14 protein-coding genes are annotated in these 16436 nt (G+C 60.4%); 9 read left to right on the top strand and 5 right to left on the bottom strand.

Features of this window, described 5'->3' with window-relative positions:
* The first annotated feature begins 153 nt into the window (after window positions 1-153).
* Window positions 154-588 (top strand): hypothetical protein, encoded by a 435-nt coding sequence (locus WKF55_04560; GenBank protein MEJ7758845.1) that lies wholly within the window; start codon window positions 154-156, stop codon window positions 586-588.
* 20 nt (window positions 589-608) lie between these two features.
* Here WKF55_04560 and nadC read toward each other — a convergent pair whose 3' ends face one another.
* The 3 genes from nadC to WKF55_04545 are packed head-to-tail and all read right to left on the bottom strand — an operon-like array spanning window position 609 to window position 4046.
* On the bottom strand, window positions 609-1517 hold the full coding sequence (gene nadC, locus WKF55_04555) for a carboxylating nicotinate-nucleotide diphosphorylase (GenBank protein ID MEJ7758844.1): 909 nt from the start codon (window positions 1515-1517) through the stop codon (window positions 609-611).
* Window positions 1514-2533, bottom strand: coding sequence for a quinolinate synthase NadA (gene nadA / locus WKF55_04550; GenBank protein MEJ7758843.1), 1020 nt, complete (start codon window positions 2531-2533; stop codon window positions 1514-1516). The genes nadC and nadA overlap by 4 nt, the downstream gene beginning before the upstream one ends.
* Window position 2534: 1 nt before the next feature.
* Complete coding sequence (locus tag WKF55_04545; protein ID MEJ7758842.1) at window positions 2535-4046, bottom strand: L-aspartate oxidase; 1512 nt, start codon at window positions 4044-4046, stop codon at window positions 2535-2537.
* Between the two features lie 86 nt (window positions 4047-4132).
* Here WKF55_04545 and WKF55_04540 point away from each other — a divergent pair, with 86 nt between their 5' ends.
* The 8 genes from WKF55_04540 to WKF55_04505 all read left to right on the top strand — a co-directional run bounded on the left by WKF55_04540 (window position 4133) and on the right by WKF55_04505 (window position 13232).
* On the top strand, window positions 4133-5170 hold the full coding sequence (locus WKF55_04540; protein ID MEJ7758841.1) for a BMP family ABC transporter substrate-binding protein: 1038 nt from the start codon (window positions 4133-4135) through the stop codon (window positions 5168-5170).
* On the top strand, window positions 5167-6765 hold the full coding sequence (locus WKF55_04535) for an ABC transporter ATP-binding protein (protein ID MEJ7758840.1): 1599 nt from the start codon (window positions 5167-5169) through the stop codon (window positions 6763-6765). Before WKF55_04540 ends, WKF55_04535 begins: the two co-directional genes overlap by 4 nt.
* The gene (locus tag WKF55_04530) at window positions 6762-7826 is read left to right on the top strand and encodes an ABC transporter permease (GenBank protein MEJ7758839.1); all 1065 of its coding nucleotides are present in this window, start codon (window positions 6762-6764) and stop codon (window positions 7824-7826) included. The genes WKF55_04535 and WKF55_04530 overlap by 4 nt, the downstream gene beginning before the upstream one ends.
* Window positions 7823-8692, top strand: a complete 870-nt coding sequence (locus WKF55_04525; GenBank protein ID MEJ7758838.1) for an ABC transporter permease — start codon at window positions 7823-7825, stop codon at window positions 8690-8692. Before WKF55_04530 ends, WKF55_04525 begins: the two co-directional genes overlap by 4 nt.
* Window positions 8693-8695: 3 nt before the next feature.
* Entirely contained in the window at window positions 8696-9904 is a 1209-nt protein-coding gene (locus tag WKF55_04520; GenBank protein MEJ7758837.1) for an MFS transporter, read from the top strand.
* Window positions 9905-10004: 100 nt separating this feature from the next.
* A complete protein-coding gene (locus WKF55_04515) occupies window positions 10005-10871 on the top strand; it encodes a hypothetical protein (protein ID MEJ7758836.1) in 867 nt (288 codons plus the stop codon).
* Window positions 10864-11922, top strand: coding sequence for a multicopper oxidase domain-containing protein (locus tag WKF55_04510; protein ID MEJ7758835.1), 1059 nt, complete (start codon window positions 10864-10866; stop codon window positions 11920-11922). The genes WKF55_04515 and WKF55_04510 overlap by 8 nt, the downstream gene beginning before the upstream one ends.
* On the top strand, window positions 11919-13232 hold the full coding sequence (locus tag WKF55_04505; protein MEJ7758834.1) for a hypothetical protein: 1314 nt from the start codon (window positions 11919-11921) through the stop codon (window positions 13230-13232). Before WKF55_04510 ends, WKF55_04505 begins: the two co-directional genes overlap by 4 nt.
* Before the next feature lie 7 nt (window positions 13233-13239).
* Here the strand turns inward: WKF55_04505 and WKF55_04500 are convergent, their stop codons facing one another.
* Together WKF55_04500 and WKF55_04495 are read right to left on the bottom strand one after the other, a co-directional pair.
* Window positions 13240-14739 carry an MATE family efflux transporter gene (locus tag WKF55_04500; protein ID MEJ7758833.1) on the bottom strand — a complete coding sequence of 500 codons (1500 nt, stop codon included), beginning with the start codon at window positions 14737-14739 and terminating at the stop codon, window positions 13240-13242.
* Between the two features lies 1 nt (window position 14740).
* The gene (locus tag WKF55_04495) at window positions 14741-16393 is read right to left on the bottom strand and encodes an iron ABC transporter permease (GenBank protein ID MEJ7758832.1); all 1653 of its coding nucleotides are present in this window, start codon (window positions 16391-16393) and stop codon (window positions 14741-14743) included.
* Between the last annotated feature and the right edge of the window lie 43 nt (window positions 16394-16436).

Raw genomic sequence — 16436 nt, 5'->3', positions numbered from 1 at the left:
CGCAAAGTTCATGGCGGCAAGTGTAAGCCGGTGCGATACTCGCTTGCGGAACAATGCGGGTGTCAGGTCTCGTGCAACACGGGGAGGCGCGGCGATGATCGTGCCAATCACCAGCTCCCGTGGCGCTTCATCGGCGAGCCAGATGAAATTGCTTTGAGTGGCTACATCGAGCAATGGTTTCTGCACTCCTGCGTTGAGAACGCTTTCCGGCAGTTCCCGGCCGCCACGGCGGATCCACGTAAGCGCGTTGAACAGCGCTATCTCGTCAGCCTGGACGCTTTTGACTGCTGCGTACACGCGCTCAGGAGGAGCCGCAATTTTTATCTCGTGGAACTCGCTGAATTCCCAGACGGGCACGAACTCGTCGAGGCGGGTGACTGGGTCAGTAATGCGCTGTTCGTGAGCTGGGAGAAAATAAGCTGCCATCACGAAGCAAACTCCACCAACGAGGACGGCAACGCCTTGTCGTCGCATTCGAAACCCGAAACGACGAATCGGCCTGATCGCCATAATAATGCCGAGGAAGGCGAGTATTATCCCGGAGTAAAGGACCGCGGAAATCAATACGTTAGCGATAGGAATCCTTAACGGAGCAGACGCAGTTCAGGTCACTCGAAATCCAGGCCCAGGTCCAGCGCTTTCGCCGAGTGTGTGAGGGCTCCCACTGAGATCCAGTCAACCCCCGTTTTCGCAATCCCGCGCACCGTATCGAGTGTCACCCCGCCCGACGCTTCAGTGACAGCGCGGCCATCGATCAGTTCCACGGCCTCGCGCATGTCCTCCACACTCATGTTGTCGAGCATGATGATTTCCGCCTCCGCACCAATCGCGTCAAGCACCTGCTCGATCCTGTCGCACTCCACTTCAACAGGAGTGTCCGCCGGCGCAACATCACGAGCCCGCTTCACCGCCATCGCGATCTGACCATCTAATGAAGCCAGGTGATTGTCTTTGATCAGCACCGCCGCGGCGAGGTCCATCCGATGATTCATACCGCCACCCGCGCGGACCGCGTATTTCTCGAGCCTGCGCCACCCGGGTGTTGTCTTCCGTGTATCCAGAATCCGCGCACCCGTCCCCTGGACAGCATTCACGAACTGAGCGGTGAGCGTGGCGACACCGGACAGGCGCTGCATGAAATTCAGGGCGACACGTTCCGCCGAGAGTAATCCGCGCGCATGACCGGTGATAAACAGCACCTGCGTGCCCGCTTCAGCCCGCCCTCCGTCTTTCACCGTATGGCGCACTGCCGCCCTCGGGTTGCGCTGCTTGAACGCCTCGCGAGCGAGCGGAATACCGGCGATGATGCCGCCCTCGCGAGCCACCACCGTGCAGCGCGCGCGCCGGTCAGAGACTACCGTTGCGATTGAAGTGATGTCGTTGTCGGCCGCATCTTCTTCAAGTGCCTCGCGCACGATCGTGGATGTCATCAGCCTCGCATATGGAAAGCGCAGCGCACCCGCGGCCACGAAACCACGCTCCGCCAGCAGTGCAATGCGCCGGCTCCGCTGAGTCACTCGCCGGGATCCTCGGTCGTTTCCGGTTTCAGTGACAGCGGCGTGTTGCCGCCTATCGCCACCATTCGCTCGATTGCCTTTCGCGCTCTGGCCGCAGTTGCCGGAGCGACCTCGATGCGATGCTCCAGCCGCTCGAGCGAGCGCAGAACCTTGGGCAACGTCGTCACCTTCATGTAGGCGCACACCGCCAGCTCGCTCGCCGGAATGAAAGTCTTTGTCGGATTCTCACGCCTCAGCCGATGCAATATTCCAACTTCCGTCGCGACTATGAACTCGCTCGCGTCCGATATCTTCGGCCGGTTGATCATCCCTTCCGTCGAAAGGATCTGAATTCCTTCCGGGTCGATGTCCCCCGCCGACACCGCTTCGACCGTGCTCGTCGCGCAGCCGCACTCCGGATGGATCAGGAATTCCGCACCGGGATATTCCGCCCTGCGAAGACTGATATGCTCGGGATCGATGCCCGCGTGAACGTGACATTCGCCCATCCACACATGCATGTTCTGCCTGCCGGTAACGCGGCGTACGTGGGCGCCAAGGAACATGTCCGGGAGAAAAAGAATTTCCGTATCGGCCGCGATCGAGTTCACGATCTCTACGGCATTGCCCGAGGTGCAGCAGTAGTCACTCTCCGCTTTCACGTCAGCAGTCGTGTTCACGTACGACACTACTACCGCACCGGGATGCTCGGCTTTCCATTCACGAAGCTGGTCGCCGTCGATTGTTGCCGCGAGCGAGCAACCGGCTGCCATGTCCGGCAGCAACACCTGCTTCGCCGGCGACAGAATTGCCGCCGTTTCCGCCATGAAGTGCACGCCGCAGAACACGATGATGTCGGCGCTCGTCTTGGCGGCCTCGCGGCTCAGGCCGAGCGAGTCCCCGACGTAGTCAGCGACGTCCTGCACCTCAGGACGCTCGTAGTTATGCGCGAGAATCACCGCGTTTCGGTGACGGGCAAGCGCCTTGATCTCGGCCTGGAGCCCCCCGACGTCGTTACCGGTAACAGTTGTCATCATCCTACCATTCTATGTGACGACCGCGCCATTTGCGCTTGGCATGGGGAAAGTCGGTTCTGAAATGACCGCCCCTCGACTCCCGTCTCAGCAGCGCCGCCTCGGTGATGAGACGGGCGGTGTCGATGAGATTTGCTTCTTCGGTGGCTCCGGCGGGCAATCGTTTTTCGATCGCCGCCAGCAGGCCGATGCAGGCGCGCAAGCCCTTCGCGGTACGATTGATTCCGGCATGCTCCCACATCACGCTCCGGACGTCGTCTGCTGCCACCTGCGCCGCGCCGCGATCGTCTAGTGGTGGGGCGTCCCAGGATTTTTTCCTCGGGACACCCTTCAATACCGGTGTTGCAATGAGATCCCGGGCAACACGTTCTGCGAAGACCAGGCCCTCGAGCAGTGAGTTGGACGCGAGACGGTTGGCGCCGTGCACCCCCGTGCGCGACACCTCACCGCAGGCGTAAAGGCGCGAAAGACTCGAACGTCCAATCAGATCGGTGACTATTCCCCCCATCATGTAGTGGGCGGCTGGAATCACGGGGATGAGCTCCTTCGAGGCGTCGATTCCGCGCGCCTTGCACAATGCAAAGATGCCCGGGAACCGCTTCCTGAACGAGCTCTTCAGATGGCGCGCATCGAGCCATACTCCACGGCCCTTCGCGCGCTCCCGGAAGATTTCCCGCGCCACGACGTCTCTCGGTGCGAGCTCAGCAAGCTTGTGCCGCTTGAGCATGAACCGGACGCCGTCATCGTTTACCAGCACTGCCCCTTCGCCACGCACCGCCTCGGAAACGAGGGCAAGCGGATTCTCCGGGGTCTCAAGTGCCGTTGGATGAAACTGCACGAACTCCATATCGGCCAGCCGGACACCGGCACGGTGCGCGATTGCGAAACCGTCCCCCGTCGCCACCTGCGGATTGGTAGTGTACTTGTAAACCTGGCCACAGCCGCCTGTGGCGAGAACGGTGGCGTCAGCGATGATTTCAATCGGTACACCCGATTTCATGGCCCGGATTCCGCGGCATATTCCATCACTCACGATCAGGTCCAGGACGCGCGTTCGTTCCAGAACCTCGACGCGTCTGCTGCCCCTGACCCGCTCGATGAGGGTACGCGCGACCTCGGCGCCTGTCTGATCGCCGTGCGCGTGAACGATTCTCCGGCGTGAATGCGCGGCTTCCCGCCCCAGCTTGAATCCACCGCCGGGCTCGAGGTCGAAATCAGCGCCCGCGGTGTGAAGCTCTCGTACTCTTGCCGGCCCTTCTTCCACCAGGATCTCGACCGCTTTCGCGTCGCAGAGCGCCGCCCCTGCGGCAAGGGTGTCCTTGCGGTGCAGCTCCGGTGAATCTCCGGCGCCTAGAGCGGCCGCAATGCCGCCCTGTGCATACGCGGTTGCGCTGTCGAAAAGCGATCTTTTGGTAAGCACCATCACATCGTCATCCGCCGACGCACGCCACGCCGTATGCAGTCCGGCAACTCCGCTTCCCACAACGAGAAAACGTGTTCGAATGCGCTCTGCCATGGCTGAAATCAACGGTGGCCTGTTGCCGATAGAAAGGGGCTGCTCTGCCTTGCAGGGGAACGTCCGGTGGGCGAATATCACTCTGCATGAAGAAACTTTTTGCAGTCGCCCTCGCGCTTGCCCTCGTACATACCGCGCTTCTGTTCGCCGGAGGCCGTGGAGTTGCCGACATCAGCAAGCCCGGGGCGACCGACGTCGGTATCGTGCTGGACGTCGGCGGCCGGGGTGACAAATCGTTCAACGATGGTGCCTACAAGGGCGCCGACAGCGCACTGAAGGAGCTCGGCCCCAATATCCGGTTCATCGAGCCGGGCGATGGGTCGGACAGGGAGGCAGGGCTACGTCTCCTTGCGGCCGAAGGCATGGATCTGGTGATTGGCGTCGGCTTCATTTTTACGGACGATATCACGACGCTCGCAAAAGAGTATCCTGCGGTCGCGTTTGCCGGAGTCGATTACGCCCTGGCGTTCGACGACAAGGGAAACATCATCCCGCCCCCGCCGAACGTCGCGGCGCTCAAGTTTCGCGAGGAGGAGGGCTCCTTTCTCGTCGGTGCACTCGCCGCACTGGCTGGAAACTCCAAAAAAATCGGATTTGTAGGGGGCATGGATATCCCTCTCATCCACAAGTTCGAGGCGGGATACCGCGCCGGGGTCAAAGCGGTCTGTCCCGATTGCACGGTGATTGCGCAGTACGCTGGAGTCACTCCCGAGGCATTCAAGAATCCGACGAAAGGCAAAGAGCTCGCGCTGAGCCAGTATCAGTCCGGTGTGAACGTGATTTTTCATGCATCAGGTTCAACCGGTCTTGGAGTATTCGAAGCGGCGCGCATGAAAAACAGGCTTGCCATCGGTGTGGATTCGGACCAGAACGACGATGCTCCCGGCCACGTTCTCACGTCCATGATCAAGGGCGTAGACGCATCGGTTTACGATGCCATCAAGAGAGTGCAGAACGGCAGCTTCAAGGGCGGCATCTACTCATTCGGACTTGCTGAGGATGGCGTCGGTTACGTTTACGACGATCGCAACAAGGCGTTGATACCCGACGCGGCCCGCGCGCGTGTGGAACAGCTCCGGCAGGACATCATCGCCGGCCGCATCAAGGTGCCCAGTACTCGATGACATCTCAGCCGGCCGGATCTCCGGAAAAACAGGTTCCGGCCATTCTGATGCGGGGCATCGACAAGTCTTTCGGATCCGTGCGCGCGAATCGAGGCGCTTCGCTGGAGGTTCTGAAGGGCGAGATTCACGCGCTGGTCGGCGAGAACGGTGCCGGCAAGTCCACACTGATGCGGATTCTCGGTGGCCTCCAGAAGCCGGATGCAGGGACGCTGGAAATCGAGGGCAGGGATGTCACGGGCTGGACCACCAGCGAGGCGATCGCCGCTGGAATTGGAGTAGTGCATCAGCATTTCATGCTTGTCCCCAGCCTCACTGTGGCTGAAAACGTAGTGCTCGGCCAGGAGCCGGTAAAAGGTTTGCGATTCGACAATGCGTGGGCGGTCGCTGAGGTCGAGACGCTGAGCAAGGAGACGGGGCTGGCCGTGCGCGCGGACCAGAAGGTCGCCGAGCTGTCCGTGGGTGAAGCGCAACGGGTGGAAATTCTCAAGACGTTGTTCAGAGGGGCGAAGATTCTCGTTCTCGACGAGCCTACTGCGGTTCTCTCACCGCCGGAAGTTCGTGACTTGTGGGTAGTCCTGCGCCGGCTCAGGGACGCAGGTAGCACCATCGTTCTCATCACCCATCGGCTTGACGAGGTCGTCGACATCTCGGATGTCATTACAGTCATGCGTAGCGGCGAAACTGTCGACCGGCTCGCGACCGGCTCGACGACACCCGCTCAGATTGCAAAAGCGATGGTCGGCCGGGAGGTGGCGCTCTCGACGCGTCAGGAAATGAGCGAGGGGAATGCTCCCGGGGCAATCGGAGATCATAAGGGAACCCACATAATTACCGGTTCGTCTTCCGCCCTGAATGTCACTGATCTCGTAGTCCGGGGTTCACGCGGGACGTGCGAGGTGGACGGCCTGACGTTCTCGGTGATGCCCGGTGAGATACTGGGAATCGCCGGAGTGGAAGGCAACGGTCAGACCGAACTGATCGAAGCTCTTGCCGGATTGCGTGCCGTCGAATCGGGAAGTATACGGCTGGGTGGACGCGATGTGACATTCGACAATGTCGGGCAACGCCGCGAAGCAGGCCTTTCGCACATTCCCGAAGACCGGCATCGTCGCGGCCTCATCCTCGACTACTCCGTCGCTGACAATCTCGTGCTGGGCCGGCAGCATGAGTTCGCCCGGCGCGGGATTCTCGATGAAGGCCGCATCGCGGGCAATGCCAAGGCTCAAATCGAGGCATTCGACATTCGACCGCCTTCCGCTGAACTTCGGGCTCGATCACTTTCCGGCGGAAATCAGCAGAAGGTGGTGGTGGCAAGGGAGATGGGGCGGCGGTTCTCAGTGCTGCTTGCCTCCCAACCCACCCGCGGTGTCGACGTGGGGGCAATCGAGTTCATCCACTCGCGCCTGCGCGAAGCGCGCGCTGCCGGAAAGGCGATACTGCTGGTCTCGGCAGAACTCAATGAGGTGCTCGCGCTTGCCGATAGAATTGCCGTCATGTACCGCGGCAGGTTCGCAACAGTTATCGGTGCGGCCGACGCCTCTGCAGACTTACTCGGCGAGTACATGATCGGAGCGAAAAAGGAGTCGGTGGCGTGACATCCCGGTTTCGCGAGCAACTGGAGGAAGCGCTGTACCCGCCGCTGGTTGCGCTCCTCGTCGCGCTCATCTGCGGCGATCTGCTGATCATGAGCTACGGCCAGTCGCCGGCAACGGTTTATCGTCTGCTGCTCGAAGGCACGTGGGGCAATGCCTACGGCCTGGGTCAGGTTTTGTACAAGGCAACAACGCTCATTTTTACGGGACTTGCGGTATCAATCGGCATTCGCGCCGGGTTATTCAACGTCGGCGCAGAAAGTCAGCTGGCGGCCGGAGCATTTCTCGCTGCGATGATGGGCCTCGTTCTGTCACCGGCGATTCCATGGATCGTTGCGATTCCCCTCTGCATGTTTGCTGCGGCAGTAGGCGGGGGAATAGTCGGTGCAGTGCCGGGATTTCTGAAGGTCAGGTTTGGCGCGCATGAAGTCATCGTCACGATCATGCTCAATTTCATCGTGCTAGCGCTGCTCAATTGGATCATCGCCAACCATCTGCATGTGCCGGAGACTCTTCATACACCGGCAATTGAAGCCGGCTCGATCTCGCGACTGGACTCGTTCATTCCTGCGTTCCACGGATCGGCGGCCAATCTCAGCATTGTCGTTGCGCTCATTGCGGCGGCAGGGGTCTGGTATTTTCTGTTCCGGAGCCGAGGTGGATTTGAGCTCCGCGCGGTCGGACTGCAGCCCGACGCAGCGGAGTACGGCGGAGTGAACGTTGGCCGGACGTGGTTCAGGACGCTGGCTCTTTCCGGCGTTCTGGCAGGGCTTGGGGGCATCAATTACGTCCTTGGCTACAAGCATTACTACGAAGACGGGTTGGCCGGTGGTGCGGGATTCCTGGGGATAGCGGTCGCCCTCGTTGGACGAAACCATCCGCTCGGAGTAGTACTCGCGGCGCTGTTCTTCGCCACACTTTCGCAGGGTGGATTGGCCATCCATGCGTTTGTCCCCAAGCAGATGGTCGAGGTACTTCAGGGAGTAGTCATCCTCGCCGTTGCCATGTCTGTCCCTGAAGTCCGCCGCGTACTGCGGCTGACTCGTAAGCCGGCTGCTGCGTGAATCCCTTCGATTTCATAACTCAGACGCTGCGTATAGCGGTTCCGTACCTGTTTGCGGCGAGCGGTGGAGTTGTCGCTGAGCGGGCCGGTATCATCACGCTATCGCTCGAAGGCTACATGCTCACCGGCGCGTTCTCAGCGACACTTGGATCGTTCTATTCGGGCAGTGTCTGGATCGGGCTTCTCTGTGGTATCCTGGGAGGCCTGATATTCGGACTTATCCACGCGCTTGCTACCATTCGCTTTCGTGCCGATCAGGTTGTTACCGGAATTGCGGTCAATCTCCTTGCAATTGGAGTGACGAGGTTTTTTCTCAAGCTTGCATTCGATAGCTCGTCCAATTCGCCCCGCATCGACGGGTTCAGAACCAATGTCAGCGCACGGGGATTCGACAATCCGCTGCTATGGCTGGGGCTGATTGTCGCTCCGCTGCTCGCGTTTCTCATTTACCGCACACCTTATGGGCTACGGGTACGCGCTGTTGGCGAACATCCGGAAGCGGCCGAGAGCGTCGGTATCAGCGTCGGGCGGGTGCGTTACGTCGCTGTTGCGTTATCGGGGATGCTCGCCGCGCTCGGTGGCGTTTTCCTCGCTCTCGACCAGCATCAGTTTACCGATCAGATGACCGCTGGTCGCGGATTTATCGCCGTCGCAGCGGTGATCTTCGGTAGATGGGACCCCATACGTGCGGCGCTCGCCTGCCTGTTGTTCGCGGCGGCGGAGACACTGCAGATTCAGCTTCAGGGGAATGAGATCATTGCGTCGCAATTCGTCGAGATGATTCCCTATGTCCTCACCATCATTGCACTCGCGGGAGTGGTAGGCCGGGCAGTTCCGCCGGCCGCGTTGGGAAAGACGGGAGAGTAGCTGATGTTCAGGAAGCTGTTCATCCTCATCATCACCGCCTTCGTTGACATGGTGGGGCTGTTGATGGTGATCCCACTCATGCCGTACTACGCGCGCGAGCTGGGGGCGGGCTCGCTGGCGGTGACGGTACTGGTGGTGGCATTCACCGCCGCCCAGCTGCTGAGCGCGCCACTCTGGGGAAAGTTTTCGGATCGGTATGGCAGGCGTCCGGCCTTGCTCGTGGGGCTCGGCTCGGCCGCACTCGCTTATATCGTCTTTGCGTTTGCCGACTCGCTGTGGCTGCTGCTGCTATCGCGCGTCGTGCAGGGTGCGGGTGGCGGAACGGTAGGCGTGATCCAGGCATATGTCGCCGATGCGACCGAACCGCAGAACCGGGCCAAGGCGCTCGGCTGGTTGTCGGCGGCCACAAATTTCGGTGTTGCACTCGGGCCGCCGATTGGCTCAGTGGCATTGCTCGCCGGACGGAGTGGGCCTGGGCTGATGGCAGCGGCTCTCTGCCTCGTGAACATGGTGTTCGCCTGGCGATATCTGAGTGAATCACGCGATATGGAAGACGCGCGAAACTCGGAGAAGAAGCCGGGTGCGTCGAGGGAGGCGATTCTCTCGGTGGTAAGGCATGCCGGCGATCCGGGCCCGCGTCTGATCTTGATCTATGCAATCGCGATGGGGGCTTTTTCGGGAATCACCGCGATCATGGCGCTGTTTCTCTCGGATCAGTTCGGTATCGGTGAGCAGCGGGTCTGGATCTTCTTTACGTATATCGGGCTGATCTCGGTGATCACGCGGATTGGCGTGCTGGGCCGTGCGGTTGACAGGTTCGGGGAGGCGAAGCTTTCGCGGATCGGGCTGGTGCTGCTGGCCGCTGGCCTCACGGCGGTTCCGCTGGCCGGGAACTTCTTCGTTCTGGCGGTAGCCATTGCGCTTCTTCCGCTGGGGACCGCGTTCACTTTCCCATGTGTTACGTCGCTGCTGACGAAGGTGATATCTGCGAGCGAGAGGGGATTGTATATGGGCGTTCAGCAAACCTATGGGGGAATTTCGCGGATAATCATTCCGCTCTGGGCGGGGTTCGCGTACGATCAGTTTGGCCGGGGGGTGCCGTTTTTTACGTCGGCGGTATTGGTGCTTGGGACGGTGTTTCTGGGGATGCATGTGGACGATGGTCGCCGAACTTCCAAGCCGAAGGTGGTTGCCGGGGAGACGGCGGCTTAGCCGGAGAGCATCGATTCAGTATTGACATTACGCTTAAGTTAGGATATCCTAACTTATCTCTAACCTCGTCCTGAATCCTTCTTGCGGATTTCCTCATCAAATGACATTCGGTAGCGCACAGACCACAAAGTGGATCCTCACCCTCGGCGTGGCGTTCACCAGTTCGATTGGTGCTCAACAGCCCGGTCCACCTCCGGAATCTCCCACGCCGATCCAGGACAATAGCTTCCTCATCGAGGAGGCCTACAACCAGCCCGCCGGCGTCGTGCAGCATATCAACACCTTTTCCCTCGACAGAGACGGAAAATCCTGGGCATATAGCTTCACCCAGGAGTGGCCGCTGTTCAGCCAGCGGCATCAACTGAGCTACACGCTGCCTGTCGAACGAAATGGATCTCCGCTCAACACGGGAGTGGGGGACATCGGGCTCAACTACCGGTACCAGTTGCCAACCGGCCGCGACCATATGCTCGCCGTAGCTCCCCGGCTATCCCTGTTGATCCCGACCGGCGAAGTGCGGACCGGACGCGGATCTGGCGGCGCGGGCGCGCAGTTCAATCTCCCAGTGAGCGCGATGATTTCGCCGACAGTGGTAACCCATTTCAATGCCGGGACGACGTACACGCCGTCAGCGGAGAATGCCAGCGGAGACCGCGGCCCCACGATGAGCTTCAACGCCGGACAAAGCCTGATCTGGCTTGCGAGGCCAGCGTTGAATTTCATGCTCGAACTCGCCTACACCAGCACCGATGCACTACTTGAGGACGGCGGCAACGCCCGAACTAACGAGCTGGTCCTGGCTCCGGGACTTCGCGGCGCTATTAATCTTCCGTCTGGTCTTCAGATCGTCCCCGGGATTGCGATTCCATTTGGGATCGGTACGAGCCGAGGCGAGCGCTCGCTGTTTTTCTATGTGAGCTTCGAGCATTCGTTCACCCGGACTCGCGATGGCGGTAGCGATGACTGAGGACTCTCAGGCGATTTCGCGACGTGGTTTCGTCAGGGCAGGCATCGGAGGCACTGGCCTCATTGGTGCCGCTGCCCTCGGCATAACTCAGGGCGGGTTTGCGCAGGGCGTCGAGTCACTTGGCGCCGGGACCCATACAACGGGGCCCGAGCCGGGCACCCATGTGATGCCGACCGTGGTCGGAGAAGTGGATCACGCGAAAAACGGGTTTAATCCGACCGCGATGCTCACCGACTTCGACGGCGGAAAAGTCAGCACGCTTCCCAGCGGCCAGACTCTCCGCGAATACAATCTCGTCGCGCAGAACCAGACCATCGAGATCGTGCCCGGGGTCGAGTTCGCGGCGTGGACCTACAACGGCCGCATTCCGGGTCCGACTATCCGGGTAACCGAAGGCGACCGCGTGCGCATCACCATGGTCAACGCCAGCGATCATCCGCACAGTACCCATTTCCACGGTGTCCACCCGGGGCTCGTCGACGGCGTGTTCGACATGCAGTCCGGAGTCGTTCAGCCAGGCGGTCGTCACACCTATGAATTCGACGCCGAACCGTTCGGGCTTCACCTCTACCATTGCCACACCGCGCCACTCGCCAAACACATTGCGAAAGGGCTCTACGGCACTTTCATCATCGATCCAAAGGGAGGAAGGCCTGCGGTCGATCGTGAGATGGTGATGGTCATGGCCGGATACGATGTCGATTTCGACGGGGCCAACGATTTCTATCTCGTCAACGGAATTCCCTTTCATTACGATCACGGCAAACACCCCATCACACTCCGAGTCGGCGAGAAGGTGCGCGTTTACCTCGTCAACATACTGGAGTACGACATCGCCAACTCGTTTCATCTTCACGCGAACTTCTTTCACTACTTCCCGACCGGCACGAGTCTCACGCCCGCCGAGTTCACCGATACCATCGCACTGATGCAGGGCCAGCGGGGAATACTGGAGTTCAGCTACAAGCATCCCGGGCGCTACATGTTCCACGCCCACAAGACAGAATTCGCCGAGCTGGGATGGACCGGCGTGTTCGAAGTTTCGGCATGACGCCGGCGACTGCGGCGGGTCCGCGGACTGTGCACACACCGGACGCATCGGGCCAACCGGCCGCATCGGGCCAATCGGACACATCGGACAGGTCGGACACAACAACCACCACTGGCGCGCCGGCACGAACTGGCCGGATAGGACGCACCCGATCCGCGAAACTGTTGCTGTTCTTCGCGCCACTGCTCCTGCTCGGCGTAGTCATCGCCCTATTCGTCTACACGAGTGGAGCCGGTCTCAACGTCACACCCGCCGCGCCGATCGAGAGTGTGCAGTTCGGACGGACGGAGCTCACCCCCGGAATAATCCGGATCCATCTCCGCAACACCAGCCCCCAGGCGATAAGGGTCGCTCAGGTCAACATCAACGACGCCATCTGGCCATTTGCAATTACTCCGAGCCGCGATGTCGCGCGACTGGGCGGTGCAACCTTGACGCTCAACTATGCCTGGGTTCATGGCGAGGCCTACGACATCGCGGTACTGTCCAGCAATTCGGTGGCATTCACCACTGCCATCGAAGTCGCGGCCATCACTGCCACAACGACTGGCTCGACGCTCTGGAGCTTCACGCTCATTGGGCTCTACGTAGGAGTGATCCCGATCCTGCTCGGCATGTTCTGGCTGCCGTTGCTTCGCGAGCTTGGACCGCGGACGATGACATTTCTCATGGCGGCGACGGTGGGACTGCTCATCTATCTCGGGCTCGACGCAACAGTTGAAGCGCTTGAGATTGGCGGGCTGCTCGGCGGCGCGTTTCAGGGAACCGGAATTGTCGGCATCGGCATCGTCGGAACGTGGCTGCTGCTCGACGCAATCGGACGCCATCAGCAGAGCGTTACGCGGAGCGAATCGGGACAGCGCATGTCGCTGGCGGTGGTGGTCGCCGTTGGAATCGGTCTTCACAACCTTGGCGAGGGGCTCGCCATCGGCGCTGCATACAGCGTCGGTGCCGCGGCGCTCGGAACGTTTCTGGTGGTGGGATTCATCATTCAGAACATCACCGAAGGGTTGGGGATCGTCGTCCCGATCGCGAAGGACCGCCCATCACTGCGATCACTTGCACTGCTTGGATTGATCGGCGGCGCGCCCGCGATAATTGGCGCGTGGATAGGCGGGCTGGTTTCTTCGCAGGCGCTCGCGGTGTTGTTCCTGTCGATCGGCGCGGGCGCGGTCTTTCAGGTCGCGTGGTCGATCGGCCGGAACATGCTGTGGAAGGAGACGGGCGAGCGATCCGCGCCGCTGGTAACGTTTGCCGGTGTGCTCGCGGGAATGCTGACGCTCTATGTGACTGGGATAGTGATCAAGTAATGCTGCTTCACGCTCCGGGTTCCGCCCGCGCACCAATATCAACGACAATGCCGCGCCATCTTCCCTGATTGAATCGCAGCACGCTCAACGCGCAACGGATTGCGTGGCCGACGAGGATGGCAACCCATATGTCGATTGGATCCAGCGTACCCGTTCTCTGAATCACGAAGCAGATACCGAGCGGAAAGACGACCTGGGAGATGATCGAGATATATAGCGGGCTCTTCGTATCCCCGGTTCCCTGCAGACCACCGGTGTAGGTGAGCGCGACGGCAATGAAGAATCCGGAAATGCTGAGAACGCGAAGAAGCTGCGTGCCGATAGCCACTACAGCCGGCTCATTCATGCTGAAAACAGCGAGTAGCTGTTCCGGAAAGAAGAAGAAAAATATCCCGACAAATGCGGCTCCACCGATGGCGATACGGGCGGCCACGTGCACCGCCTGATCGGCCCGGTCTGGCTTGCCCGCGCCCAGGTTTTGCCCCGCTACAGTCGCTGCGGCTCCCATCAGCCCGATCGACGTCCAGGTGATGAAGGAAAACAGCTGCGAATACGACACCGCAAACGCCGCCTGCGCCGCCGCACTTTGAGCCAGAGAACCGATGAACGCCATCATCAACACACCTCCGACATTCATCGCAATCCCCTGCACACCAGTGGGAAGGCCGTATCGGAAAAGCGACTTGATGATCGCCCAGTCAGGAGCGAGGCTGCCTCCGCGTGGGAAGCGCACCACCCATCCCCCATGCCAGAGCTTGAACACCGAATAAAGCGCGACAAGGCCAGCGGCGATTGACGTCCCCATCGCGGCGCCGGCAGTACCAAAAGCAGGGATGGGCCCCAGTCCACTGATAAACACGACGTTCAATAAAATATTCAGCACCGTCATCGCGATGCCGAGCACCATCGGTGTGCGCGCGTCGCCCGCGGAGCGCAGCGCTCCACTGAGCATGTAGAAAACGAGCATGCCACTGCTGAACATGAACATGATGCGGAGAAACGGCAGCGCTTCAGCTTTCACCGCGGGAGCAGCGTTGACGAGGTCGAGCAGCGCGGGTGAGCCGAAGTACCCAACAGGCGCCATGATCACCAGTGAAATACCGATCGCGGTGAGGAATGCCTGATAAACGGTTCGGTCGACCTTGTCTTCCTCACCTGCTCCCGCAAACCGCGCGACGAGCACGCTCATGCCGGTGAATACGGACATGATGAAAACGATGACAACGATGAATATCTGAAACGCGACGCCGATTGCGGCATTGCCGTTGAAACCAACGAGGTGCCCTACGAGCACGTGATCGATGATTCCCTGAAGACCGCCAATGATATTGGTCAGCATGGTAGGCCATGCCACTTTCCATACCGCGGCGGTTAGTGGTCCCTCGACGATCGATCGGTCGTAACGGCCACCGGTTCGCGACGTTGGAGGCGCAGATTCGGCGGCGGTGCCGGACTGTACCGCAACTTTGTCCACTGCCTCCGGATGTTCCGGTCCGGGTTGCGCCATGCTACGCCATTCGCTCCTCGAGACCGCGTGCGGCGAACGTCATGATCAGCACCAGTACGATCAGCAGCACACTGTACGACGCTGCGGTGCCAAACGCGAGTGCACGGAGCTGCGCGAGAATCTCTATCGATATCGGTCTGTTCGCGTGCGTGTACAGAACGACTCCGGCGACGAACTCACCGACGGCTGTAACAGCAGCAAGCAGGGCTCCAGCCACCAGGCCGGGGCGAGCGGCCGGAAGCACCACGCGTTTCATCGTCAGCCACCATGAAGCCCCAAGGCCACGTGCGGCGTCCTCGAGCGACGGATCGAGCTGTCTCAATGAACCCTCGACCGCCGTCGACACGAGTGGAATCCCTCTGATGAAGTACGCCAGCGGCAGGATCCAGAACGTACCCACCAGCAGGACTCGTCCTGCTCCGGGATCGTTCCTGTTGAAGGTCGCCGCCAGTCCAAGCGCAATGGCCGTAGCCGGTATCGCCCACGGCAGTGCCACCAGAACTTCGAGCAGCCGCCTCCCGTTGAACTTGCGCAGAACGATGAGATAAGCCGCTACAGAACAGACCACAACGTTCGCTGCCGTGGCCACCGTCGCCATCGAAACACTGTTGACTATCGGTCGCCACAACTGGGGATCAGTAAACAACTGCCGGTAGTTATCGAGTGTGTATTGTGGAGGCAGAACCTGAGTGGTCCATGCGCCATCGACAGCGAATGACACCAGTACTACCATCAGATGCGGAAGGATAAGCACTACTACCACGACGGCGGCCATTACGGCCGCGATCACCGCGGCCCGCCGCGAGCCGACAGCCTTTCTGGTTGCGCTTCCCTTTCCGGATGATGTGTATTTTCGCTTTCGTTCGAGCCACCGGAATAACGCCAGGCCCGCCACCGCGCTGATCGCGAGAACAGTCGTCTCCACATATGCGAGCCCCAGCGAACCGTTGAGCTTCGATGCGACGATCTGGGTGGACAGCACTCTGATCCCGCCGCCAAAGACATACGGCGCCGAGAATGATCCGAGGGAGGTCATGAACACGAGCAGCATCGACCCCGCCAATGCGGGCGTCAGAAGAGGAAGTGTCACGCGCCGCAACCTGGTCCATGAGCTCGCCCCGAGCCCTGAGGCCGCTTCGTCGAGAGTGGTGTCGAATCGTTCGAGCCCGGCCGACACGAACAGAAACACGTAGACATACATGGTGTACGCGTGCACGAAGATGATCGCCCACACGCCAGTGAGTCTCCAGGGCGCCTCGTCCATTCCAAAGATTGTCTGCACGGTGCGCGTTACAATGCCGCTTTCGCCGTAGAGGAATAGAAATGCAATCACTCCGACCAGTGGAGGCAGAGCTGCCGGAAGGGTTGCCACCCCGCGGAGAACCTTTCTTCCCGGAAACTCAAAGCGACTCAGCAGAAACGCGAGGGGAACTCCGATCATCAGCGACGCCACGACGGACGCCAGCGAGATCACGATGCTTGTTGTAAGCGCTTCGCGGTCTGAGGGGCTGGCCAGGAATTCACGCCAGTGGCCGAGGCCGTTTTCAAAGCTGCCGGCAATGACGGCGATATTGGGAAACGCCACGGTCCACATCAGCAACACCAGAACCGGAAACGCAAGCAACCAGTTGCTCCGGGACGCGCGACTACTCACGCGAAAACAACGGCCTTATCGCAGCGATCAGTCACGCGCAAAC

It is taken from the genome of Gemmatimonadaceae bacterium, from assembly GCA_037721215.1.
Lineage (GTDB): Bacteria > Gemmatimonadota > Gemmatimonadetes > Gemmatimonadales > Gemmatimonadaceae > UBA4720.
Note: the sequence above shows the minus strand (reverse complement) of the source record. Positions and strands in the feature narration are given on the sequence as shown.